Raw genomic sequence first — 23,482 nt, 5'->3', positions numbered from 1 at the left:
TCTCCCTGGCCAATGTCTGCCCACGCGCATGGTTGCGCAATGGGTAGCTGCTTTTACCCCTCCGGAAACAAGGCGGGCGCCTCGTCCTCCGCAAAGGCCAGCGCCGGTGGCTGCATCACCAACGCGCCTGGGGCGACATCCCCGGTCACCCATACATTGCCGCCGATCGTCGCGCCGCGCCCGATCCTGACCCGGCCGAGGATGGTCGCCCCGGCATAGATCACCACATCGTCCTCGACGATCGGGTGGCGGGCGAACCGTTCGCGCACGCTGTGCCCCTCCTCAGGAGGCAGCCGCCGCGCGCCCAGGGTGACATGCTGGTACAGCCGCACCCGCGCGCCGATGACCGCCGTCTCGCCGATCACAACCCCGGTGCCATGGTCGATGAAGAAGCTCGGCCCGATCGTCGCGCCCGGATGGATGTCGATCCCGGTGCGGGTATTGGCGATCTCGGAAATGACACGCGCTACCAAAGGCGCGCCCAGCTCGAACAGCTGATGCGCCAGCCGGTGGTACATCACCGCCACCGCGCAAGGGTAGCAGATCAGGATCTCGTCGACGCTGCGCGCGGCCGGATCGCCCTGGAAGGCGGCGGCGACATCGCTGTCGATCAGCCGGCGGATCTCGGGCAGGGCGGCGGCGAACAGGCGGACGATGGTGTCGCCATGGTCGTGCTCGAACCGGTCGCCGGTCTCGGCTTCCCAATAGCGCAGCTCGCGGCTGATCTCCGCCTCGAGCAGCCCGAATGCCTGGTCGAGGCGGAGCCTGACGAAGACATCCTCGGTCGTGCCCTCGAAATGGCCGAGCCGCTGCGGGAACAGCGCGGCCTCCAGATGCTCGAGCATGAATTCGAGCGCGACGCGCGACGGGAACCGCGCCGTACCGGCATTGGCATGGCGCTGATGCGCGGCGCGCCAGTCCCGCCGGGCCGACGCGAGGCCGAGGACGACAGTGTCGAGAGAATCATTGGCCATCAGCATTGAACGCGCCTTTTCCTGAAGGACTTTATTCCTATCATTTGAATGGGATTTAAAAAGCCAAGATCGCCTTGCCGGGGCGAAAGCGCGACTAACGGCACCCCTACCGGATGACCGATCCTTCACGTTCGCGGTCCGGTGCGCGGACGTAGATCGGCAATAAACCAAAGTCTGGTAACCCGCTCTGCCGCCAACCTCTATGTCAGTCGCATGAAGGGTCGCGCGGCGAATGACGGGATTTTCATGTTCCATCCATCGCCGCGTCAGATGGAATGGCTCAGGGCCGGGCGATGAAGATGATCCTTTCCGACCGTGCGGTGCGCCGCCGTTCCTCGTCAGGGGCGCTTCGCTGGGTCAGCGTGGTTGTCCTGGCGATCGCCGCTGCACTGCTGGCGCTGGCGGCCGCGGCCGGGTTCTTCGACCGCGATCCGATCCGCCTGTTCGGCGATTTCGGGCGCGGCCGGGTGCCGGTCGTAGCCCTTTATTTCTCCGGCGACATGGGCCTTCGGTTCGGCATGGGGCCGCATGTCACCCAGGCGCTGGCGGCGCGCGGCATCCCCGTGATGGGGGTGAATTCCCCGACGATCTTCGGCCGGCACCGCAGCCGGGAAGAGGTCGATGCCGTGGTGGCGCAGGCGGTGCGCACCGCGCTGGCGCGGGCCCATGCCGACAGGGTGGTGCTGATCGGCCAGTCCTTCGGATCCGACGTGCTCGGGACCGGCGTCGCCCGCCTGCCGGACGATCTGCGCGCGAAAGTCGCATCGATCGTGCTGGTGGTGCCGGGCCGGACCGTATTCTTCCGTGCCGACCCGACCAGCCTCGCCTATCGCGGGACGCCCGATGCGCAGGCGATCGATTCGGCACGGACCCTGTCCTGGGCGCCGCTGACCTGTATCTATGGCGCGCGGGAGACCGACAGCCTATGCCCGCTGCTCGGTGCGCCGGTGAAACGGATCGAGCTGCCCGGCGGCCATTTCCTGGACAATGATGCCCAACGGCTGATCGCGACGATCGTGGCTGTGCTCCACCCCGTGCTGCCGAGGCTCTCCGCATGATCGCTGCCCTGCTCCTGATGCTCGCCGGCGCGCCGGCCGGTGGCGGCGCGGTCGCCACGCGGGATCTGCCGATCGGCGTATGGCAGAATCCGAAAGGGACGCTCCGGGTGCGCACCGCGCCCTGCGGCGATGCCCTGTGCGGCGCGATCGCCGCCGCCACCCCGACGGCCGAGGCCGATGCGCATGATGCCGGCATCGACAGGCTGATCGGCATCGAATTGCTCAGGGATTATCGCAAGATCGGGCCCGATCGCTGGGCCGGCACCGTCTATGTGCCCGACATGGGCCATAGCTTCTCGTCGCGGATCGATCGCCTTGCGCCCGATACGCTGAAGATCTCGGGCTGCCTGATCGGAGGATTTCTGTGCAAGTCGCAGATCTGGAAACGGGTCTGACCCGCGCCACCGCGCGATCGGGGACGGCGCAGTGGATGCTGCGCCACCGCCGCTGGCTCGTCGCGCTGGCGGTGCTTGGCGTCGCGCTGCTCGGTTTCGCGGCGCTCCATTCCCTGCTTGCCGAGGTGCGGCTGAAAGAGGTGCGTGCCGCGCTGCATGCGATTCCGGATGACAGGATCGCGCTGGCGCTGGGGCTGACCATCGGCAGCTATCTCTGCCTGACCCTGTATGACGTGCTCGCGCTCCGGGCGATCGGGCGGCCATTGCCGTGGCGGACGGCGGCGCTTGCCTCGTTCACCAGCTATACCGTCAGCCACAATCTCGGCCTCTCGCTGCTGACGGGCGGATCGGCCCGCTACCGGGTCTATTCCAATGCCGGGTTCGAGCTTGGCGATGTCGCGCGGGTGACGCTGCTTGCATCGGCGACCTTCTGGGGTGGCGTGGCGGTAGTGGGCGCCTCGGCCCTGTTCTTCACGCAGGTGCCGATCGATCTCGGCATCGTCACCATCACGCCGCTGGCCGGGCATGTCGCGGGTGGGGCGCTGCTGCTGGGTGTCGTTTTGCCGTTCGCCGTGCGCGCCTCGGGCCGGCGGCAGATCGGGCGGGGCAATCTTGCGCTGCCGGTTCCGCCGGCCCCGATCATGGCGGCGCAGATCGGCGTGGCGGCGCTCGACCTGCTGCTGGCCGCCCTCACGCTCTATGTGCTGCTGCCGGGCGCCTCCGTGCCGCCGCTCGACCTGTTCCTCGTGGCCTATGCCGTTGGGCTGGTCGCGGTGCTGGTGACCCATGTGCCGGGCGGCATCGGCGTGTTCGAGGCAGTGATGCTGGCGACCGTTCCCGGCGACCGGCCCGGCCTGTTCGCCGCACTGCTGCTGTACCGGGTCATCTATTATCTGCTGCCGCTGGCGGGCGCGGCCGGGCTGCTCGGCCTGCTCGAAGGGCGGCGCCTGCGCCGGCCGATCGCCGTCGGCGTGTCGATGGTCGAGCAGGCGAGCCGCGCGCTGGCGCCGCCGCTGCTCGCCGCTCTCGTGTTCACCGGCGGGCTGGTGCTGCTCGTGTCGGGGGCGCTGCCGGCGGTGCATGATCGCATCTTCTGGCTGGCCCATCTCGTACCCTTGCCCTTCATCGAGGCGTCGCATTTTTCGGCGAGCCTTGCCGGCACCGCGCTGATCATGGTTTCGCCGGCGATCAATGCGCGGCTGCGCAGCGGCTTCATCGCGGCGCGGCTGCTGCTGGTCGGCGGCGCCGTCTTCTCGATCCTGAAGGGCGTCGATTACGAGGAAGCGGCGATCCTGGGCGTGATCGCCGGCATCCTGCAATATTGCCGCCCGGCCTTTTACCGGCGCGCCGGTGTGTTCGATGCGCCGTTCCAGCGGCTCTGGCTCGCTGCGGCGATGGTCGCCGTCGCGCTGAGCCTCTGGGCCGGCTTCTTCGCCTATAAGCATGTGCCCTATTCGACCGACCTGTGGTGGGAGTTCGCCTGGCGGGGCAATGCCCCGCGCTTCCTGCGCGCGAGTGTCGGCGCCGTCGTCATCCTGGTCGCGGTGGCGGCGTGGCGCCTGCTCGCGGCGCCGGTGCGGGCGCATGGCGAAAGCGTGCTGCCGCGCGAGGTCGCCGAGCGCGCCTTTGCTGTCGCCTCCCGGGCCGATTCGGCGCTGGCGTTCACCGGCGACAAGCATTTCATCGTCTCGGCCTCGGCCGACGCGTTCCTGATGTACCGGGTGCAGGGCCGCACCTGGGTGGTGATGGGCGATCCGGTCGGGCCGGTCGCCGCGTGGTCCGAACTGGTGTGGCGGATCCGCACCGAATGCGATGCGGCGCATGGGCGGCTCTGCTTCTACCAGGCAAGCACGGAGATGCTGCCTTTGCTGGTCGAGCTTGGCCTGCAGACGATGAAATATGGCGAGGAGGCGCATGTTCCGCTCGACCGCTTCTCGCTCGACGGGCCCGCCGCCAAGTCGCTGCGCCATTCGCTCCGCCGCGCCGATGCCGCCGGCCTGAGGTTCGAGATCCTGCCCGCCGCCAATGTCGCCGCTTATGGTCCGGCGCTGAAGACGGTGTCCGACGCCTGGCTTCGCGGCAAGGCGGGCGGCGAGAAACGTTTCAGTATCGGCCGTTTCGACCCCGACTACGTGACCCGGTTCGACTGCGCCGTGCTGTGGCAGGAGGACCGCATCGTCGCCTTCGCCAATATCTGGGCGACGCTGAACAAGTGCGAGCTCTCGGTCGACCTGATGCGGCATTTGCCCGACACGCCTTATGGTACGATGGATTCGCTGCTCGTCCGGCTGATGCAATGGGGCGCCGGGCAGGGGTATCGCCGCTTCAACCTGGGCATGGCGCCGCTCTCGGGGCTTGGCGGCGGGCGGCTCGCGCCGGGCTGGTCGCGCATCGGCCATGCGATCTACGGCCATGCCGAGGCGCTGTACGGCTTTGCCGGCCTCCGCTCGTTCAAGGCGAAGTTCCAGCCCGACTGGCAACCGCGGTATGTCGCGACCCCGCCGGGCCTGCCCGCGGCGCGCGCGATGATCGACCTGATCGCGCTGATCGGCGGCTGAACGGGGGGCGTTTCGGGGCAGGCGCCCTTGCCAGAAGCGGCAATAGCGCCCACATGGAGGGTGCTGGCACTCTCCCTCGGGGAGCGCCAAATCGCAAATCGGCAGCGCTGGCTTCCCGCTTGTGAAAGCGACGATCTCGTCGCGACCCAGCGACGAATCGGCTCCCTGCATGACTTTCAGACCGCTCCACGACCGAGTCCTTGTCCGCCGTATCGAGGCTGCCGAGAAGACTGCCGGCGGCATCATCATCCCCGAGACCGCCAAGGAAAAACCGCAAGAAGGCGAGATCGTCTCCGTCGGCACCGGCGTTCGCGCCGAGGACGGCACGATCACCCCGCTCGACGTGAAGGCCGGCGACAAGATCCTGTTCGGCAAATGGTCTGGCACAGAGGTCAAGGTCGATGGCGAGGACCTGCTCATCATGAAAGAGTCGGACGTTTTAGGCGTCGTCGGCTGATCCCTTGTGTCCCCGCGCAGGCGGGGACCCAGACCTGAACAAAGAATCTGGACCCCCGCCTTCGCGGGGGAACAAGAAGGAACAAGACCATGGCAGCCAAAGACGTCAAATTCTCGCGCGATGCTCGTGAATCGATCATGCGCGGCGTGGATATCCTCGCCGATACGGTGAAGGTCACGCTTGGGCCGAAGGGTCGCAACGTCGTGCTCGACAAGGGTTATGGCGCCCCGCGCATTACCAAGGACGGCGTCAGCGTCGCCAAGGAGATCGAGCTCAAGGACAAGTTCGAGAATATGGGCGCGCAGATGCTGCGCGCGGTCGCATCGAAGACGCATGACCATGCCGGCGACGGCACCACCACCGCGACCGTTCTCGCCCAGGCGATCGTGCGCGAGGGCATGAAGTCGGTCTCCGCCGGCGTCAGCCCGATGGACCTGAAGCGCGGCATCGACATCGCCGTGCTGCGCGTGGTCGAGGATCTCGCGGCGCGCTCCAAGCCGGTCGCCAATAATGAGGAGATCGCCCAGGTCGGCATCATCTCCGCCAATGGCGACGAGGAAATCGGCCGCCGCATTGCAGAAGCAATGGACAAGGTCGGCAAGGAAGGCGTCATCTCGGTCGAGGACGCCCAGGGTGTCGATTTCGAGCTGGAGGTCGTCGACGGCATGCAGTTCGACCGCGGCTATCTCAGCCCCTATTTCATCACCAACCCGGAAAAGATGTCGATCGAACTGATCGATCCCTACATCCTGATCCACGAGAAGAAGCTGTCGAGCCTTCAGGCCCTGCTGCCGATCCTCGAAGCCGTGATCCAGACCAGCCGCCCGTTGCTGATCATCGCCGAGGATATCGAGGGCGAGGCGCTCGCCACGCTCGTCGTGAACAAGCTGCGCGGCGGCCTCAAGGTCGCAGCCGTCAAGGCGCCCGGCTTCGGCGATCGCCGCAAGGCGATGCTCGAGGACGTGGCGATCCTGACCAAGGCGCAGACCGTGTCGGAAGATCTCGGCATCAAGCTGGAAAGCGTCACGCTCGAGATGCTCGGCACCGCCAAGCGCGTGACGATCGACAAGGACACCACCACCATCGTCGATGGTGCGGGGTCGCCCGAGGACATTGCCGCCCGGGTCGAGGCGATCAAGCAGCAGATCGAGAACACCGACAGCGAGTATGACCAGGAGAAGCTCCAGGAGCGCCTCGCCAAGCTCGCCGGCGGCGTCGCGATCATCAAGGTCGGCGCCTCGACCGAGGTCGAGCTGCGCGAGCGCAAGGACCGGGTCGACGACGCGCTCAGCGCGACCCGCGCCGCGGTCGAGGAAGGCATCGTCCCCGGTGGCGGCACGGCGCTGCTCTATGCGTCGCGGACGCTCGACAATCTGAAGGGCGCGAATGACGACCAGACGCGTGGCATCGACATCGTCCGTGTCGCGCTCCAGGCGCCGCTTCGCCAGATCGCCGAGAATGCCGGCCATGACGGTGGTGTCGTCGCCGGCAAGCTGATCGACGGCAACGACCAGAATCTCGGCTTCAACGCCCAGACCGAGCAATATGAAAATCTCGTCCAGTCGGGCGTGATCGATCCCACCAAGGTCGTCCGGTCGGCGCTCCAGGACGCGGCGTCGGTCGCCGGCCTGCTGCTCACCACCGAAGCGGCCATTGCGGATGCCGTCATCGATCCGGCCTGATCGACCCCGCTTTTTTTGAGGAGCAATCCATGTCGAGAACACCCGTTCGCCCCTTCCTCGTCGCCAAGGACGAGGAAGGCGTATTCCGCGTTACCGTGCGGACCACGCGCTATAATTCGCAGGGCTATCCGCTCGTGTCGGCCGAGCTGCTCGAGGATACGTTCCGTACCCAGACGGCCGCCCGCACCTTCGTGCGCGAAACCTACAAGGCGGAAACCGGCGACATCGCGACCAAGTGAGCGATGAGCCGGTCGCCCGAGGGTGGCCGGCTCAACGCTTCTCGAAGCGATCCGTCGACGGGAGGGTCGTGCCCAGCCCGTCCAGCTCGGTTTTGGCCGCCATGTCGCCATTCAGGCTCCAGCGCCAGAACAGGGTGGTCGCGCGCGCCACCACATCGCGCACATGCGGTACCGGGCTACTGCCCGGCAGCGGGATATTGTCCTGCCCACTGAACATGCGGTGGTTGGCGCCGTCCATCACCAGCAGATATTTGCCGCCCGGCGCCATCGCGCGGAACGGCCGCTCGCGATCCTTCGGCGTGACCTGGTTGAGCCAGGCAAGCTGGTCCCTGGTGCCGGTGATCGAGAAGAAGGGCATGGTGATGCTGCCGAACGCCCGCGTATCGCCCTGGCCGAATGGCGGCTGCGGGCTGAGCGCGACGGCTGCCCTTACACGCGCGTCGCCGAGCCTGACGCTGTCGAGCGGGTAACGCTGCCCCGCGATCGCGAGCGTGGTCTGCGCGCCGAAGCTGTGACCCGCCATGCCGATCCGGGTGAGGTCGATGCGGGTCAGGTCGCACAGGCCCTCGCGCTTGCGTTTGGCCAGTTCGTCGATCGCGAAATGGACGTCGTCGGCCCGGGCGCGCAACTGCTCGATCGACATGGCGGCGGCGATGCCGCCGGTGCCGATGATCCCGCTGTCGCTGCCTGCATGCTGGAGATGGATCACCGCATCGCCGTCGCGCACCCATGCCTCGGCCCATAAGGTGCCGGCGTCGAGCGAGCCGCCCAGGCCGTGGCTGAACAGGATGACGGGCACCTTGCCGGTGCCGGCGGGCAGGCGGATGCGGACAGGCACGATGCGGTCGCGCGCGGCGTCCCGCCACCGTGCCTCGCATATCAAACCGGCGGGCTGTGGCTGCGCCAGGGCTGCAATCGCGGCCAGGATGATGGACATCACGCTTTCTCCACCGCACCCGGGGGTGCGAACAGGGCCCGGGCCAGCGCGCCCATGCTGCGCGCGCGCCGGGCATCGGCCGCCATCGCGCCCCATTCGCGAAAGGCGATCCGGATGGGATTGGCGGTGGGCGCTCGATGGGCGAGGCCATAGCGGATCGGGTCGCCCGGCCGCTCGGTCGCCAGCGTGCCGAACATCCGGTCGAAGACGATCAGGACGCCGCCATAATTCCGGTCGATATACGCATCGTTCGAGGCATGGTGCAGCCGGTGGTGTGCGGGCGTGTTGAACACCCATTCGATCGGCCCGAGCCGGCCGACCGCCTCTGTATGCAGGAAGAACTGGTAGCGCAGGTTGAAGGCGAGCAGGGCGACCACGACGAGAGGCGGGAAGCCGAGCAGGATCAGGGGCACGTAAAAGACCCAGCCGGCCGAGAAGAGATTGGTCCAGCCCAGCCGGAACGAGGCGAGCAAGGTCATCTGTTCGGCCGAATGATGCACCGAATGCGACGCCCATAACCAGCGGACCCGGTGGCTGGCGCGGTGGAACCAGTAATAGGAGAATTCGACCGCGACGAAGCCCGCTGCCCAGGTGCGCCAGTCTTCAATCGGCCAATGCAGCGGTGCCAGGCGGGCGGCGACGCCGAAAACGGCGCTGATCACCAGCACGTTGAGCGCGGCGAACGGGATGTTGCCCGCCGCGAGGCCGATGGTGGTGAGCGCGGCGCGACCGTCATAGCCCCGGCCCCGCGCAAGGCGCCATCCGGCCTCGGCGAGGACCAGCGCCAGCATCGCTGCCAGCCAGGCCGGGGATCGCTCGACCGCCATCATCCCTTCTTCTGCGCCTTGAGGTCATCGAACCGCTCCTTCGCCGCCGCCAGTTCGGCCTGGTCGACCTTGCCGTCATTGTTCGTATCGGCGCGGTCGAACATCAGCGTCGGGGCGCCAGCGAATTCCTCTCGGCTGACCCGGCTGTCGCCATTCTTGTCCATCTGGTCGATCAGCGCGTCGAGGCGCTCGCCGGACTTGGGGCGGAATTTGAGCAGCCGGCCGAAATCGTCGCGGGAAATGGCGCCGTCGCCGTTGCGGTCCATCTTCGCGAACCGCGCGCTGCGCGCGGCCAGGAATTCGGCACGGGTGATCACGCCGTCATTATTGGCATCGGCATTGGCGAACGGGTCCATCGCATCGCCGCGCGCGAACATCCTCGCATTGGCGGGCGTGGCGATTGCCGCGACCAGCAGGGCAGACATCAGGAAAGTCTTGGTCATATCCGGGTCCTTCACGAAAAAGGGCGGCCGCGCCGGGGGGGGGGGCGCGGCGCGGCCGCCGGGCGTCAGCGGCGGGGGACGGTGCCGCTGACGGTTCGGCTAGTGCCATTGAGGCGCGTCACGGTGCTGTTGTAGCTCGCCGTGCCGTCGCCATTGTTGGTCGCGGTCGTCGTGCGGCCCGTCGTCCGGCCATCACCGGTCGTGGTCGTGCGGCCGCCGCTATAGCTGCCATTGCCCCAGCTTGCGTCGCGCGACATATCGTAGCCCCGGCCATTATTGGCGTGGAAACTACGGTCGCCGGAATAATGGCCGGGGCCATAGTCCCGGCTGCGCGATGCCTGGTATCCGCGGCCGTTGTTGGTCTGCAGGCTGCGATTGACCGAGGCCGAGCCACGCTGGCGGTCGACCGAGCGGGTCTGGACGAGGCCGCGTCCGTGCGCGCCCTGGATGCTGAGGACATGCCCGCGCTGGCGGGCCTCGGCGGGCGTCGCCGAGGCCGCGCCCAGGGCGGCCAGGGCGGCGACTGCCAGCAGATGCTTGTACATGATCGACTCCTTTGCACTGGCGGCGATCCGGCCGCCGCGCATCGGCTTATGCAGCCATGGCGTAAGCCGTTGGCGTCGATCGGGTGTCACTTGGTTACAGAGTGTAACAGCGGGCGTGCTGCCCCTTTCGCCCGGCGGCGGCGCAGGGCAAATTGGCGGTCATGGAGAATAGCTGCATCGCCGTGGTCGAGGATGATCGCGAGATTCGCTCGATGGTCGTCGACCTGCTCTCGCGCGAGGGTTTCCGGGCGATCGGTTGCCGTACCGCCGCGGAGTTCGACCAGCTGCACGAGCGGCAACGGGTCGACCTCGCCGTGCTCGACGTGATGCTGCCGGGCGAGGACGGCTTGTCGCTATGCCGACGCCTGCGTGCGGCGGGCGATGTCTCGATCCTGATGGTTACCGCGCGCGGCGACGATATCGACCGGATCGTCGGGCTGGAGATCGGCGCCGACGATTATCTGCCCAAGCCGTTCAACCCGCGCGAGCTGGTCGCGCGCGTCCGCGCCGTGTTGCGCCGAACGCGCGGGCACCACCGCGTGACGGCGGCCCTGCCGGTCGAGCGCTATCGTTTCGCCGGCTGGGCGATCGATGTCGGCGCGCGCCGCGTGACCTGTCCGCGCGACGAGGAGGTCGATCTGACCGCGGGCGAGTTCGACCTGCTGCTGTGCTTCGTCACGCATCCCCAGCGTGTGCTCAACCGCGACCAGCTGCTCGACTGGACCCGGGGTCGCAATGCTGCGGCGTTCGACCGCGCGGTCGATGTCCAGCTCAGCCGGTTGCGGCGCAAGCTCGCGGACCGGCCGGGTGGGGCCGCGCTGATCAAGACGGTGCGCGGCGGCGGCTATCAGCTCACGGTCGGTGTCGAACGGGCATGACGATCGCCTCCAACCTGTCGCTGCGTATCACCGCGATCCTGCTCGCGGGCTTCGTCGCGCTGCAATTGCTGATCGTCGCGGCGAGCAGCCTGCCGGCGCGCGGCGACGACCGGCGGCCGTATAATCTGCCGCTCCCCGCCCAGGCGCGCGCGATGGCCGATGCGCTCGATCGGGCGCCGGCCGACCAGCGCACGGCACTGCTCGATGCCTTTAACGGCGGCCTCTATTCGGTAGCGCTCGCCCCCGGCCTGCCCGCCGCGGCCGCCACGCCGACACCCGATCTAGAACTGCTGTCGCTTTATTATGCCAGCGCGCTGCCTGGGCGGGACATCGCGGTGAACGGCCGACGGCCCAGGCTCGGCCGGCTGATCGGAACGCATCCGCGCCCCGCACGCTTCTTCGCGCCCGTCGCCGTGGCGATCGGGTTGCGTGACGGCGGCGCGATGGTGCTGACCAGCCAGCCCTCGCCCTCTATGCGCCGCTATTTCCGCTCGCGGTCGTGGCTGGGCGCGATCGGTGGGCTGGTCGTGCTGGCCGTGCTGGCGCTCGCGGTGCGCCAGACGACCCGGCCGCTTGTCCGGCTGTCGGGCGAGGTGCGGCGGTTCGGCACCGGCCTCGACGCGCCCGACCTGGCCGTCGCGGGCCCGCGCGAGGTGCGCGAGCTGTCGGCGTCGTTCAACGAGATGAAAGGGCGCATCCGCGACCTGATGGCGGAGCGCACCCGCATGCTCGCCGCCATCGCGCATGACATGCGCACCTATCTGACGCGCCTGCGGCTGCGCGCGGAGTTCATCGACGATCCGCGCCACCGCGACGGCGCGATAGGCGATCTGGACGAGATGGCGGCGCTGCTCGACGACACCCTGTTCCTCGCCCAGGGAGAGGCCGATCGCACGCCCGCGGTCGAGCTCGACCTGGCGGCGGCGGCGCAGGCGCTGGTGGCGGTGCGGCGAGAGCTTGGCGATGCGGTCACGCTCGATGCGGCCGGGCCGCTCCCGGTTCGCGCGACGCCGCAATCGGTCAGGCGCATCCTCGGCAACCTGATCGACAATGGCCTGCGCCATGGCACCGCCGTGACGGTACGTCTCGGTCCCGCCGGCGACCATACCGACCTGATCGTCGAGGATGACGGCCCCGGCGTTCCGCCCGATCTGCTGGCGCGCCTGGGTGAGCCATTCAACCGCCTCGACGCCTCGCGCAATCGCGAGACCGGGGGCGCCGGGCTCGGGCTGGCGATCGTCCGCGCCTTGGCGGGCCGCGACGGGGCTGAGGTGACCTTCACCAACCGCGCCTCGGGTGGGCTGCGCGTGACCGTCCGCTATCCGTCTGCCTGGACGGCCGGTAGCTGATCAGTCTATCTCGCGCATCTTGCTTTCGGTCCCGCCAAAGCATGACGTTGAGTTTTCACATCCGGCGGCTATCGTCGGGTTTCGGCTTGCTTCGGGGTAACGACGGACAGTGGCGATCGATCTGCAGGCAATCGAGCGGCTCGCCACCGATCAACCCTCGCTGAAGGCGGCGGCCGGCCTCGCCAAACCGGGCAAATGGTCTGGTGTCGGCGCCAGCGACGACGGGGCGCTGATCTGGGGCGAATGCGCCGGCTCGGGCGCGAACCCCTACCGCGTGATGGCTGACCTGCGCGACCTCGGCAACAAATGCACCTGCCCGTCGCGAAAATTCCCCTGCAAGCATGTGCTCGCCTTGTTGTGGTTGAAGGCTGAATCGGTAGTGCCGTTCGGCGTAGCCGGCACGCCCGAATGGGTGAGCGACTGGCTCGGCCGGCGGCGGACGGGCGGGGCGGCGCCCAAGCCTGCGGCTGCCGGCGCGCCGGGTGCCGCCAAGGATGTGCGCGCGGCGCTGGTCGCCGAACCCGAGGCGCCCGAGGATCCCAGGGCGGTCGCCCGGCGGGAGGCAGCCAGTGTAAAGCGCGCCGAGGATACCGAGCGTGCCATCCTGGACGCGCTCGACGCGCTCGAACAATGGATCGGGGATCAGTTGCGGCTCGGTCTCGGCGCGTTCGTCGACGATGCGACGGCGCGATGCCGGCGAATCGGGGCGCGGCTGATCGACGGCAAAGCGGCGATGCTGGCGGGCCGGGTCGACGAGCTGCCGGCGCGGCTGCTGGCCCTGCCCTCGGGCGATAGGGCTCGGGGTGCGGTGGTCGAGCTGGGCAAACTGGTTCTGCTGGCGCGGGCGTTCCGCGCCGCGCCGCGCGATGCCGATATCCGCCGCGCGGTCGCATCGGCCGAGAGCCGCGAGGCGGTGCTCGGCGATGCGCAAGCGTTGCGCGTGACCGCCATCTGGGAAGTGCTGGCCGAGCAGGTCCAGGCCCGGCGCGACGGGCTCGTTTCGCAGACGACCTGGTTGCTCAACCTGGGCGAGGGCCCGCGTTTCGCGATGCTGCTCGATTTCTTCCCGGCCAGCGCCGGCAAGCGCGGGTCGGTGTTCACGCCGGGCGAACAGTTCGGGGGCGAGCTGGTCTTCTATCCCGGACGGACACCGCTACGCGCCTTGCTGCTCAGCCGCTCGGCGGTCGAGGCGCCGACGCCTGACTGGCCCGCACCGGCAGCTGCCTTGGCCGAAACCCTGAGCGCGCCGTTGCTGGCAGAGCCCTGGACGATCGACCTGCCGGTGCTGCTGCCCGGCGGCCGCGTCGCAATCGACGATACGGGCCGGGCGTGGTGGCGCGCGGCAGAGGGCGACATGGTGCTGCCGGTATCGGGTTCGGCCGAAGGCCTGGTCCACGGTACCGACCTGACCCGTGCGGCGGCGATCTGGTCGGGCGGCCGGCTCGAGATCCTCGCGGCACAGTCGGCCTGGGGGCGGATCGGCGCTCATGGCTGAGGCGATCTATGACGCACTCGGCGCTGTGCTGACGCGCTGGACGATGGGCGGCAACGCCGCCCCGGTCGCACCGCCGGGCTGGGCGGCGTATCTCGGCAACGATGCGGGTGAGGCCGAGCTGCGGCTGCTCGCGCTGTCCGGGCAGTTCCTTGGCGTGCTCGTGACACCCGCGCCGCCGGACGGCCTGCACGCGCGACCAGACCTGCCGGCGCTGGCGATGCCCGTCCTGCCGGAGGCGCAGCGCCCGCTTGCGCGCCGCATCCTGCGCAACGGCCGCGATGCGGGGGCACGGCGCGACCTGTTGCGGTTCCTCGCCGCGCGCGGCTGGACGCTGCATCCGGGCGACTGGATGCCGTCACCGGACGAGGACGATATCCCCGATGTCTACGCGCCGTGGCGCGATTGGGCCGAGGGATCGACGGTCGCGCGCCCCGCTGCCGGTGCCGGGCTGACCACCGAAAATTGGGACGACTATTGGCCCGCCGCACGCGGCACGGCGCTGATCGCGCTGCGCCAGCGCGACCCCGCCGCCGCGACGGCGTTGCTATCGGCAAAGCTTGGCGGTGAAAGCGCCGAAATAAGGTTGCGGCTGGTCGGGCTGCTCGGGGCGCGGCTGTCGGAGGCCGACCGGCCGTTCCTCGAAAGCCTCGCCACCGACCGCGCGCCCAAGGTTAAGGCATTGGCCGCGGCGCTGCTCGCGCGGCTCGGATACGGATCGGCGGTCGGAGAGGAAGCGGCCGAGCTGGCGGGCTTTTTCGAGGTGCAGACCAGGGGACTGCTTCGCCGTACCCGCATCGTGGTGGCGCGGCCGACCAAGACCGTCGCACAGCGCAACCGGCGGCAGATATTGTTCGACGCGGTCGATCTCGCCGGTTTCGCCAAGGCACTCGGCCACACGCCGGAAGAGCTGATCGCGATGTGGCCATGGAACGAGGATCGCCAGATCGATCACGGGCTGCTCGGCATGGCCGAACGATCCGGTTCGGACGCGCTGGTCGCGGCGCTGTACGACCTGCTGGTCGGGCTCGGCACGGTCGATGTACCGGCGATGCTCACCCTGACGCCACGGCTCGATGCGGTGCAACGGCGCGGCTTCGCGCAAAAGGTGATGCGGGCGAACGGCGGCACGTTCCAGATGGCGCTGGCGATGACCGGCGGGGAGAGCCCGATCGATGGTGCGATCGACACCAATGCTGGCACCGCGCTGCTCGGTGCGCTCAAGGTCGAGGACGCCGCGAAACGCGCCGACCTGACCGCCGAGCTTCACGCGCTCGGCCTGCTCTCTTCACGCGCCGCAGCGCAGAGCGCGCTCGACTGGCTGGCCCGCGCCGGTCTGCTCGCCGCCGATCCGAGACTCGACATGCTGCGGCTGAATGCCGCGCTCGAAAACAGGGGAGTTTGATGACCGAAAAACTGCGCATGCCCGCCGAGGAAAGCCATGCCGGCGAGTTGAAGGCGCTGATCGCGGGCGACAGCGGGCATCGCCCCGCCGGCTGGGCGATGTCGCCCCGGCTGGTCGTCACGTATCTGATGGGCGGCAAGGCAGCCGACGGCACGATCGTCTCGCCCAAATATGTCGGCGACAAAAGGCTGATCGAGACCTGCGTCTCGACGCTGGCGACCGACCGGGCGCTGCTGCTGCTCGGCGTGCCGGGCACGGCGAAATCCTGGGTGTCGGAGCATCTCGCCGCCGCCATCACCGGGGATTCGACCATGGTGATCCAGTGCACCGCGGGCACCGATGAGAACCAGATTCGCTATGGCTGGAACTATGCGCAGCTGCTCGCGCACGGCCCGAGCCGCGAAGCGCTGGTGCCGACGCCGCTGATGCGCGCGATGGAGGGCGGCAAGCTCTGCCGCTTCGAGGAACTGACGCGCATGGGCAGCGACGTGCAGGACACGCTGATCACCGTCCTGTCCGAAAAGATGATGCCGATCCCGGAGCTCAACAGCGCCGTCTACGCCGCCCGCGGCTTCAATATCATCGCCACCGCCAACAATCGCGACAAGGGCGTGAACGAGCTGTCCTCGGCGCTCAAGCGGCGCTTCAACGTCGTGGTCCTGCCGCTGCCCGACACCGCGGCGGAGGAGATCGCGATCATCGTCAAGCGCGTCGGCGAGATGGCGCACAGCCTCGACCTGCCGGCGCCGAAAAATGTCGCCGAGGAAGTGGCGCGGGTCGTCGCGATCTTCCGCGAGCTGCGTTCGGGATCGACCGAGGACGGCAAGGTCGCGCTGAAGACGCCCTCGGGCGGGCTTTCCACCGCCGAGGCGATCGCGGTGATGGTCGGGGGAATCAGCCAGGCGACCTTCTTCAACAACGGTGTCCTGACCCCCGAGACGCTGGCGAGCAACATGATCGGCGCGGTGGTGAAGGATCCGGTGCAGGACCGCGCGGTGCTGGGGGAATATCTGGAGACGGTGCTGAAGAAGCGGCGCGGGTTCGAGGGGTATTACGCGTCGCTGACGGATCTGATCTGATGGGGCCTTCGGAGAGGATTGATGGCGCGCGCCTCCTTTCCTTCTCCCCTTGTGGGGGAAGGTGGCGCGTAGCGCCGGATGAGGGGGAGTCGTGCGGGCGGGAGGCTGATGACACTGGGGGTATTTGCACGCGAGCCTCTGTGATGACTCGCGTCCCACTCTCCCTTCCCAGGCCTTCGGCTCGCGCCCATTCCCTCTCCCACAAGGGGAGAGGGAGCATGGCGCGCTGATCGTGGCAGGCGAGGTCTCCCTTTTCGGCATCCGCCACCACGGCCCAGGTTCGGCACGCCGCCTGGTCGAGGCGCTCGACGCGCTCGCGCCCGTGGCGGTGCTGATCGAGGGACCGGCCGATGCGTCGGACCTGCTGCCGATGCTCGCCGATCCGGACATGACCCTCCCGGTCGCGCTCCTGACCTATGCCGAGGACGATCCTTCCGACGCGAGCTTCTTCCCCTTCGCCGAATACTCTCCCGAATATCAGGCAGCGGTCTGGGCGGTACGCCACGGCGCCACGCTCCGTTTCATCGACCTCCCTGCCTCGGACCGGCTCGCCGGCCCGGGCGGCATCGTCGAGGACGAGGCCGCAACGCCCGAAGCGGAAGACCCGATCAGCCGGGACCCGATCGGCGTCCTGGCCAGCGCGGCAGGGTATGACGATGGCGAATCCTGGTGGTCCGACGTGATCGAGCAGAATCCCGCCTCGGGCCCGGTCTTTGCCGCCGTAGCCGATGCGATGACCGCGCTCCGTGCCGAGACCGGACACCTCTCCGCTCGCGAGGCAGCGCGGGAAGCGCATATGCGGATCGAGATCGCGCGCGCGGCGAAGGAGGTGGAGGGCCCGGTCGCGGTGGTGTGCGGTGCCTGGCACGTCCCCGCGCTGGCGGCGAAGCACAGCCTCTCCGCCGATCGCGACCTATTGAAAGGGCGGCCCAAAGCAAAGATCAAGGCCACCTGGGCACCCTGGACCGCACCACGCCTCGCCCGGGCAAGCGGCTATGGCGCGGGGGTCGTCGCGCCGGGCTGGTTCGGGCATTTATGGGATACGCGCGGCGAGCAGGATCGTGACAGCATCTGGCTGGCCAAGGTCGCGCGCGTCATGCGCGACCGCGGGCATTTCGTCTCGACCGCCTCGGTCATCGAGGCGCAGCGCCTCGGCACCGCGCTCGCGGCACTGCGCGGCCGGCCGGCGCCGGGCTTCGAGGAACTGCGCGAGGCGGTGATCGCCTGTCTTTGCTTCGGCGAACGCGCGGTGTGGGACGACGTCGCGGCCGAATTGCTGATCGGGTCCGGCGTCGGGTCGATCCCGGCCGCGACCCCGCTCGCGCCGCTGCTCGAGGACCTGCAGCGCCAGCAAAAGGCGACGCGACTGAAGCCTGAGGCACTGGAACGCGACCTGACCCTCGACCTGCGCAGCGAGTCGGGGCTGATGCGCTCGACCCTGCTTCACCGGCTGAACGCGCTCGACGTGCCTTGGGGCAAGCTTGCCGATGCAGGCCGCAGCCGGGGCACCTTTCGGGAGAACTGGCGGCTGTGCTGGGAGCCCGAATTCGCCGTCCGGCTGGTCGAGCATCTCGTATATGGTTCGACCATCGCCGAGGCCGCCGCCGGGCGTGTGATCGAGGCGATGCAGGCCGAGCCCGATCTCGGCGCGCTGGCCAAGCTCGCGCGTGACGCCATGGTCGCCGATCTGGCGAAAGCGATCGCGTTCGGTATCGCGGCGCTGGAAAAGAAGGCGGCGCTGACCAGCGATTGCCAGGCGCTGCTCGCCGCGCTGCCGCCGATGGCCGACATGCTGCGCTATGGCGAGGCGCGGGCCGGGGCGGCCGAGCATCTTACTGCGCTGATGCCGCGCATCGTGGTCGAGGCGGCGCTTGCCCTGCCTTATGCGGCGCGCAATCTCGACAATGATGCCGCCACGGCGCTGCGGAACAGGCTGCTCGCTGCAGACACGGCGATCCAGCTCGCCGAGCTCGACGCCGATGTGGACGATCAATGGCACCACGCACTCGAAAAGCTGCTGGACGACGATCAGGCGACCCGGCTGATCGCGGGTGTGGCGGCGCGGCTGCTGTACGAGGCGGAGCGGCTGACGGCGGAAGATGCCGCCGGCCTGCTCTCCCGAATGCTGTCGCCCGGCACACCGGTGGTCCAGGCGGCGGGCTTCTTCGAAGGCTTCTTCGCCGGTGCGGGACAACGGCTGATCCATGATGCGCCGCTGCGCGAGGCGGTCGATGCCTGGCTGATGACCCTGGCCGACGAGGATTTCACCGCCAATCTGCCGTTGTTCCGCCGCGTCTTCTCGATCCTCGACAAGAATGAACGGCGGCGGCTGATGGATGTCCTGTTCGCGCGGCGCGGCGGTGGCGGCGCCGACGGCTATCGCCTGATGCCGGGCGCAGCGGAAATCTGGCCGGCGCATGAGGCGCATATCCTCGACCTGCTGAACGGAGGAACGCGGTGACCGAGGCCGACGACCGCAACCGCCGCTGGACCCTCGCGCTCGGCGTAGAGGAAGAGGAGGGCGGCGAGCAACTGTCCGACAGCGACCGCCGCATGTCGGCGGCGCTCACTGCGCTTTATGGTGACGGCGAGGACGAGAAGAAGGGGCGCGGCGGGCTGGGCGGGTCAGCGCCGCGCGTGGCGAAATGGCTTGGCGATATCCGGGAATTCTTCCCCGCCCCGATCGTGCAGGTCGTCCAGAAGGACGCGTTCGAGCGCAAGGGCTTGCGCCAGATGCTGCTCGAACCGGAGTTCCTCGCAACGGTCGAGGCGGATGTGAACCTCGTCGCGGACCTCGTCTCGCTGCGCGGCGTGATGCCGGAAAAGACGCGCGAGACGGCGCGGGCGGTGATCGGCAAGGTGGTGGCCGAACTGATGGAGCGGCTCGAACGCCGCACCGCCGACGCGATCCGCGGTGCGCTCGACCGGTCGAAACGGACCAGCCGACCGCGCTTCTCCGACATTGACTGGCCACGCACCATCCAGGCCAATCTGCGCCACTACCAGGCCGAACATCGCACCGTGGTGCCCGAACGGCTGATCGGCTTCCGCCGCCACCAGCGCCGCATCGTCGATCTCGACGAGGTCGTGCTGTGCGTCGATCAGTCGGGTTCGATGGCAAGCTCGGTGGTCTATGCCTCGATCTTCGCGGCGGTGATGGCGTCGCTGCCGGTGGTCGCGACTAAATTGGTGTGCTTCGACACTGCGGTGGTCGACCTGACCGATGACCTCGCCGATCCGGTCGAGGTGCTGTTCGGCATCCAGCTCGGCGGCGGCACCGATATCGACCGGGCGATCGCTTATTGCGAGGGGCGGATCGAGCGGCCGTCAAAGGCGCATCTCATCCTGATCTCCGACATGTATGAAGGCGGCAACGCCAATTCGCTGGTCGACCGGCTGGCGCGACTGACGGTGATGGGCGTGAACGTCATCGTCCTGCTCGCGCTGACCGACAGTGGGCGGCCCTCCTATGATCCGCAGCTTTCGGCGCGCGTCGCGGCGCTCGGCGTGCCGGTGTTCGCCTGCACGCCGGACCAGTTCCCCGACATGATGGCGACGGCGCTGCGGCGCGAGGATGTTCATGCCTGGGCGGCGGATCGCGACATAAAGCTGATCCGACCGGACGGCTGATCCGCCTGAAGGAAGCGCAGGCCGTCTGGCGTGCGCCGGTTTACCGGCAGTTCGGGCGGACACCGCGTTATCGCAATCATTGCCATGAGGCATGCGTAGTGCGGCCAGGATAGCCGTATCCCGTAAATCGGCGGAAAATCGTCTTCCGTGTCCCCGTTATCATCCGGCGACGTCTGATGTTTCCGGTAACATTGCTGCGCACGTGACCGCAGCAACAGAATTTTGTTGTGAATTTCTTCTCGTGTATGCAAGTTTTTCCTATCCTATATTCTATTTGTTATTCTATGGACTGCCGGTGTCCGATTCGGTCCTTCGGGAACTGAAACGGGGAACAGGGAAGGGAGGTGCCATCGGGGCGGACCGGAAACGCCCGAATTCAGAACCAGAATTGAGGCCCATTGCCCGCAGAAGGCGAGGGTCAGGGAGTGCGTCGAGGTCGGCCCGTTCAGGGCTGCGCACGGCGCTATGATGAGCATCAGGGGAGTCTGAAATGATCCAAGTTACCCAAAGGCTGCTTCGCAGCCCGTTGGGCGTCGTCCTTCCATTGGGGACGATGCTCGCAGTGCCTGCATGGGGCCAGTCGGCGCCGCAAGCACCGCAGTCCGCCGCTCCGGCACAAATTTCCAACCCTCAGGACCTGCCGCAGGACGATGCGGAGCCCACCGCCGACATCGTCGTCACCGGCACCAGCATCCGCGGCGTCGCGCCCGTGGGCGCGAACCTCGTCTCGGTCGGCCGTGAATCGATCGAGCAGACCGGGTCGGTCAACGTCCAGCAGATCCTGCGGACGGTGCCGTCGATCACCGGCCTGGGCGGCGCCGGCGTCGGCCAGACGCCCGGCAATAGCTATTATGCGCCCACCATCCACAGCCTTGGCTCGTCCGCGTCCAACTCGACGCTGACCCTGATCGACGGCCACCGCCTGCCGCTCGGCGGCACCAACCATGCGCTGGCCGATCCCTCGATGCTGCCGACCATCGCGATCGAGCGGGTCGAGGTCCTCGCCGAGGGTGCGTCCTCCACCTATGGGTCGGACGCGGTCGCCGGCGTGGTCAACTTCATCACGCGCAAGAACTACAAGGGCTTTCAGGCCAATGGCCAGGTCGGTTTCGCCGATGGCGGCTACCGCACCTACAGTGCCGGCCTGCTGTACGGGAACCGGTGGGATACCGGGTCGGTGATGGTCGCTTACGGCTTCTCGCAGTCCGGGCCGCTGGTGAACGACTATGCGGCACGGCCCTTCCTGCAACCCAATCACCTGGATGAGGGCGGCACCAACTTCCAGAGCTTCAACTGCTCGCCCGCGACGATCCAGATGGGCACCGCCGGTTCTGCGCCGGTCTATCTCTCGCCAACCGCGACTTCGACCGTGGCCAATTCGGGCGCGAATGCTCCCTGCGATGCCTCGATCTATGGGGATCGCTTCGGCAAGGAGACCCGCCATACCGGCTATGTGAAGATCACCCAGGATGTCGGCGACAGCCTGACTTTCACCGGCGATTTCAATTATTCGAAGCGTGTGAACCTGTCGCGCGTCGGCCGCGGCGGCATCACCGCCCGCGTCTTCCAGGCGGACGCCGCCAACAGCGCCGGCGATCCGACCAATGCTATTGCCCAGGCGAACCCCTTCTACATCAACCCGCCGGGGCAGGCGGGCACGACCCAGACGATCCGCTGGAATGCGGACCAGCTGCTCGGCCCGGGCGCGACCAGCGAGAATTCGGCGCAGACCTGGTTCGCCACGCTGAATGCCGAATATCGCCTGGGCGACAATTTCCGCATCACCGCGCTCGGCATGATCGGCCAGGATGAGACGCTCGCGCTCACCCAGGGCACGCTCTGCACGGCGTGCGCCCTGCTGGCGCTCAACGGCACCACCAACGCGAATGGTGTCGCCAACCAGTCCAATCCCGGCCGTACCGATGTCGTCCAGCAGAACCTGACCGGCACGAACGCGCTCGATGTGTGGAACGGCCCGACCGGCAACCGCACTTCGGCGGCCGTGCTCGCCCGCCTGGTCGACAGCCGGTCGGCCCAGCGCGGCAAGAATGTCATCAAGCAGGGCCGCCTCGGCATCGATGGCGGCCTGTTCGATCTGCCGGCCGGCAAGCTGCGCATCGCCGTCGGTGGCGAATTGCTCAGCTATACGCTCGACACCGCGGTCGATCGCCCCAACGGCACCGGCCCGTCGAGCCTCGCCAACCAGAGCTTCTTCTTCCCGACCAAGCGATCGGTGGAATCGGCTTATGGCGAAGTGCTGGTCCCGGTGATCGGGTCCGACATGGGCATTCCGCTCGTGCGTAAGTTCGATATCAGCGCCTCGATCCGCTACGATCACTATAATGACTTCGGCAGCACCACCAATCCGAAGGTCGCCGCCAACTGGGAAGTGTTCGATGGGTTCAAGATCCGCGGCAACTGGTCCAAGTCGTTCGTGGCGCCGTCGCTGCGGTCGCTCGGCGATCCCAATGCCAATGGCCTCTACAATGAATCGGCCGTCGTCCAGCTGAGCGATACCCAGCAGGTGCCGGTATCGTCCTTCCCGGACGTCGCGCTGATCCCCGGCATCCCTTGCTCGAACGGGTTCTGCCAGATCAGCGGCACCACCCCCGGTATCCGTATCCAGACGGGCAACCCGGGGCTCAACCCGCAAAAAGGCACGACCTGGTCGATCGGGTTCGATTTCGCCCCGCAGACCTTCCTGCAGGGGCTGCGCGTCTCGACGACCCTGTTCAACAACAAGCTGCGCGGCGGCATCACCTCGCCGCCGCTCTCGGCGATCATCAACTCGGCGTCGATCAACAACCTGCTGAAATTCTATCCGCAGGGCCTGTCGCCGACCGATCCGATCGTCGCGGCGGCCATCGGCAATGTGCCGATCACCACCGGCCTGCCGACCCGCATCTTCTACATCTACGACTTCCGTCAGCGGAACACGCTGAACCTGACGATCCAGGGTCTGGATGTGGCCGCGAGCTGGCGGATCCCGACCGGCCTAGGCACCTTCACGCCGGGCGGTTCCGTCACGCAGTTCCTGAAGTACGACCAGAATTTCTCGGGTGGCCGTACCTTCAGCGTGCTCGGCACGACGGGCTTCAACACGACCTTCCCGTCGATCCGCACGCAGGGCCGCGCCTATCTGATGTGGGATTATGAGAGCATCTCGGCCAGCATCTTCGCCAATTATGTCGGCGGCTATCGCAACTGGTCGGGGTCGACGGTCAACCCGGTGCAGATCGCCAATGGAGCACCCACCGGCGCCGGTGGTGACCGGGTTCGCCCGAACACGACGATCGATACGCATATCTCGTGGAAATTCTCGAAGGGCGGCATGCTCGGCGACAGCGAGGTCTATGTCGATGTCGAGAATCTCTTCGATCGCGACCCGCCCTTCTACAACGGATCGCCCGGCTATGACTCCTACGGTGCCAGCCCGCTGGGCCGTGTGATCAGCATCGGCCTTCGCGCCAAATTCTAAGGCGCCGCTGAAACGCGATGTCGCCCCCGTCTGCGGACCGGGGCGGCATCGTCGTC

19 protein-coding genes are annotated in these 23,482 nt (G+C 67.8%); 14 read left to right on the top strand and 5 right to left on the bottom strand.

Translation table 11 applies throughout. The annotated features are described in order from the left end of the window. Positions 1–53: 53 nt before the first annotated feature. Complete coding sequence (gene epsC, locus AC1DT7_RS10860) at positions 54–974, bottom strand: serine O-acetyltransferase EpsC (protein ID WP_478035959.1); 921 nt, start codon at positions 972–974, stop codon at positions 54–56. Between the two features lie 299 nt (positions 975–1,273). On the opposite strand from epsC, the gene AC1DT7_RS10855 reads away from it, so the two are divergent. The 6 genes from AC1DT7_RS10855 to AC1DT7_RS10830 all read left to right on the top strand — a co-directional run bounded on the left by AC1DT7_RS10855 (position 1,274) and on the right by AC1DT7_RS10830 (position 7,363). Next, a complete protein-coding gene (locus AC1DT7_RS10855; RefSeq protein WP_478035958.1) occupies positions 1,274–2,032 on the top strand; it encodes an AcvB/VirJ family lysyl-phosphatidylglycerol hydrolase in 759 nt (252 codons plus the stop codon). Beyond that, positions 2,029–2,427: a DUF2147 domain-containing protein gene (locus AC1DT7_RS10850; protein WP_478035957.1), complete on the top strand. Its 399-nt coding sequence runs from the start codon at positions 2,029–2,031 to the stop codon at positions 2,425–2,427. Before AC1DT7_RS10855 ends, AC1DT7_RS10850 begins: the two co-directional genes overlap by 4 nt. Beyond that, positions 2,397–4,985: a bifunctional lysylphosphatidylglycerol flippase/synthetase MprF gene (gene mprF, locus AC1DT7_RS10845; protein ID WP_478035956.1), complete on the top strand. Its 2,589-nt coding sequence runs from the start codon at positions 2,397–2,399 to the stop codon at positions 4,983–4,985. Before AC1DT7_RS10850 ends, mprF begins: the two co-directional genes overlap by 31 nt. 169 nt (positions 4,986–5,154) lie before the next feature. Further along, on the top strand, positions 5,155–5,442 hold the full coding sequence (gene groES / locus AC1DT7_RS10840; protein ID WP_478035955.1) for a co-chaperone GroES: 288 nt from the start codon (positions 5,155–5,157) through the stop codon (positions 5,440–5,442). 89 nt (positions 5,443–5,531) lie between these two features. After that, complete coding sequence (gene groL, locus AC1DT7_RS10835; protein WP_478035954.1) at positions 5,532–7,124, top strand: chaperonin GroEL; 1,593 nt, start codon at positions 5,532–5,534, stop codon at positions 7,122–7,124. A 29-nt stretch (positions 7,125–7,153) separates the two neighbouring features. Further along, a complete protein-coding gene (locus AC1DT7_RS10830; protein WP_478035953.1) occupies positions 7,154–7,363 on the top strand; it encodes a hypothetical protein in 210 nt (69 codons plus the stop codon). 31 nt (positions 7,364–7,394) lie between these two features. Here AC1DT7_RS10830 and AC1DT7_RS10825 read toward each other — a convergent pair whose 3' ends face one another. From AC1DT7_RS10825 to AC1DT7_RS10810, 4 genes are all read right to left on the bottom strand, one after another. Then, positions 7,395–8,300, bottom strand: coding sequence for an alpha/beta hydrolase family protein (locus tag AC1DT7_RS10825; protein ID WP_478035952.1), 906 nt, complete (start codon positions 8,298–8,300; stop codon positions 7,395–7,397). Next, positions 8,300–9,127, bottom strand: a complete 828-nt coding sequence (locus AC1DT7_RS10820) for a sterol desaturase family protein (RefSeq protein ID WP_478035951.1) — start codon at positions 9,125–9,127, stop codon at positions 8,300–8,302. The genes AC1DT7_RS10825 and AC1DT7_RS10820 overlap by 1 nt, the downstream gene beginning before the upstream one ends. Further along, on the bottom strand, positions 9,127–9,570 hold the full coding sequence (locus AC1DT7_RS10815; RefSeq protein WP_478035950.1) for an EF-hand domain-containing protein: 444 nt from the start codon (positions 9,568–9,570) through the stop codon (positions 9,127–9,129). Before AC1DT7_RS10815 ends, AC1DT7_RS10820 begins: the two co-directional genes overlap by 1 nt. Positions 9,571–9,635: 65 nt before the next feature. After that, complete coding sequence (locus AC1DT7_RS10810; RefSeq protein WP_478035949.1) at positions 9,636–10,115, bottom strand: hypothetical protein; 480 nt, start codon at positions 10,113–10,115, stop codon at positions 9,636–9,638. Between the two features lie 161 nt (positions 10,116–10,276). Between AC1DT7_RS10810 and AC1DT7_RS10805 the strand changes: the two genes are divergently transcribed. The 8 genes from AC1DT7_RS10805 to AC1DT7_RS10770 all read left to right on the top strand — a co-directional run bounded on the left by AC1DT7_RS10805 (position 10,277) and on the right by AC1DT7_RS10770 (position 23,426). Then, positions 10,277–10,993 carry a response regulator gene (locus AC1DT7_RS10805; RefSeq protein ID WP_478035948.1) on the top strand — a complete coding sequence of 239 codons (717 nt, stop codon included), beginning with the start codon at positions 10,277–10,279 and terminating at the stop codon, positions 10,991–10,993. After that, on the top strand, positions 10,990–12,342 hold the full coding sequence (locus tag AC1DT7_RS10800) for an ATP-binding protein (RefSeq protein WP_478035947.1): 1,353 nt from the start codon (positions 10,990–10,992) through the stop codon (positions 12,340–12,342). Before AC1DT7_RS10805 ends, AC1DT7_RS10800 begins: the two co-directional genes overlap by 4 nt. 109 nt (positions 12,343–12,451) lie before the next feature. Beyond that, on the top strand, positions 12,452–13,837 hold the full coding sequence (locus AC1DT7_RS10795; protein WP_478035946.1) for an SWIM zinc finger family protein: 1,386 nt from the start codon (positions 12,452–12,454) through the stop codon (positions 13,835–13,837). Further along, positions 13,830–15,239, top strand: a complete 1,410-nt coding sequence (locus AC1DT7_RS10790; protein ID WP_478035945.1) for a DUF5691 domain-containing protein — start codon at positions 13,830–13,832, stop codon at positions 15,237–15,239. Before AC1DT7_RS10795 ends, AC1DT7_RS10790 begins: the two co-directional genes overlap by 8 nt. Continuing rightward, positions 15,239–16,318, top strand: a complete 1,080-nt coding sequence (locus AC1DT7_RS10785) for an ATP-binding protein (RefSeq protein ID WP_478035944.1) — start codon at positions 15,239–15,241, stop codon at positions 16,316–16,318. Before AC1DT7_RS10790 ends, AC1DT7_RS10785 begins: the two co-directional genes overlap by 1 nt. Before the next feature lie 232 nt (positions 16,319–16,550). After that, positions 16,551–18,779: a DUF5682 family protein gene (locus tag AC1DT7_RS10780; protein ID WP_478035943.1), complete on the top strand. Its 2,229-nt coding sequence runs from the start codon at positions 16,551–16,553 to the stop codon at positions 18,777–18,779. Next, entirely contained in the window at positions 18,776–19,948 is a 1,173-nt protein-coding gene (locus tag AC1DT7_RS10775) for a VWA domain-containing protein (RefSeq protein ID WP_478035942.1), read from the top strand. Before AC1DT7_RS10780 ends, AC1DT7_RS10775 begins: the two co-directional genes overlap by 4 nt. 490 nt (positions 19,949–20,438) lie before the next feature. Continuing rightward, entirely contained in the window at positions 20,439–23,426 is a 2,988-nt protein-coding gene (locus tag AC1DT7_RS10770) for a TonB-dependent receptor domain-containing protein (protein WP_478035941.1), read from the top strand. Positions 23,427–23,482: the final 56 nt, after the last annotated feature.

The sequence above is a fragment of the Sphingomonas sp. P3_C6 genome (assembly GCF_056402595.1).
Note: the sequence above shows the minus strand (reverse complement) of the source record. Positions and strands in the feature narration are given on the sequence as shown.

Excerpts from the sequence above, each read along its gene's own strand:
- epsC (WP_478035959.1), bottom strand. The coding sequence starts at position 974 with ATGGCCAATGATTCTCTCGACACTGTCGTCCTCGGCCTCGCGTCGGCC.
- AC1DT7_RS10855 (WP_478035958.1), top strand. The coding sequence starts at position 1,274 with ATGATCCTTTCCGACCGTGCGGTGCGCCGCCGTTCCTCGTCAGGGGCG.
- AC1DT7_RS10850 (WP_478035957.1), top strand. The coding sequence starts at position 2,029 with ATGATCGCTGCCCTGCTCCTGATGCTCGCCGGCGCGCCGGCCGGTGGC.
- groES (WP_478035955.1), top strand. The coding sequence starts at position 5,155 with ATGACTTTCAGACCGCTCCACGACCGAGTCCTTGTCCGCCGTATCGAG.
- groL (WP_478035954.1), top strand. The coding sequence starts at position 5,532 with ATGGCAGCCAAAGACGTCAAATTCTCGCGCGATGCTCGTGAATCGATC.
- AC1DT7_RS10830 (WP_478035953.1), top strand. The coding sequence starts at position 7,154 with ATGTCGAGAACACCCGTTCGCCCCTTCCTCGTCGCCAAGGACGAGGAA.
- AC1DT7_RS10825 (WP_478035952.1), bottom strand. The coding sequence starts at position 8,300 with ATGTCCATCATCCTGGCCGCGATTGCAGCCCTGGCGCAGCCACAGCCC.
- AC1DT7_RS10820 (WP_478035951.1), bottom strand. The coding sequence starts at position 9,127 with ATGGCGGTCGAGCGATCCCCGGCCTGGCTGGCAGCGATGCTGGCGCTG.
- AC1DT7_RS10815 (WP_478035950.1), bottom strand. The coding sequence starts at position 9,570 with ATGACCAAGACTTTCCTGATGTCTGCCCTGCTGGTCGCGGCAATCGCC.
- AC1DT7_RS10810 (WP_478035949.1), bottom strand. The coding sequence starts at position 10,115 with ATGTACAAGCATCTGCTGGCAGTCGCCGCCCTGGCCGCCCTGGGCGCG.
- AC1DT7_RS10805 (WP_478035948.1), top strand. The coding sequence starts at position 10,277 with ATGGAGAATAGCTGCATCGCCGTGGTCGAGGATGATCGCGAGATTCGC.
- AC1DT7_RS10800 (WP_478035947.1), top strand. The coding sequence starts at position 10,990 with ATGACGATCGCCTCCAACCTGTCGCTGCGTATCACCGCGATCCTGCTC.
- AC1DT7_RS10790 (WP_478035945.1), top strand. The coding sequence starts at position 13,830 with ATGGCTGAGGCGATCTATGACGCACTCGGCGCTGTGCTGACGCGCTGG.
- AC1DT7_RS10785 (WP_478035944.1), top strand. The coding sequence starts at position 15,239 with ATGACCGAAAAACTGCGCATGCCCGCCGAGGAAAGCCATGCCGGCGAG.
- AC1DT7_RS10770 (WP_478035941.1), top strand. The coding sequence starts at position 20,439 with ATGATCCAAGTTACCCAAAGGCTGCTTCGCAGCCCGTTGGGCGTCGTC.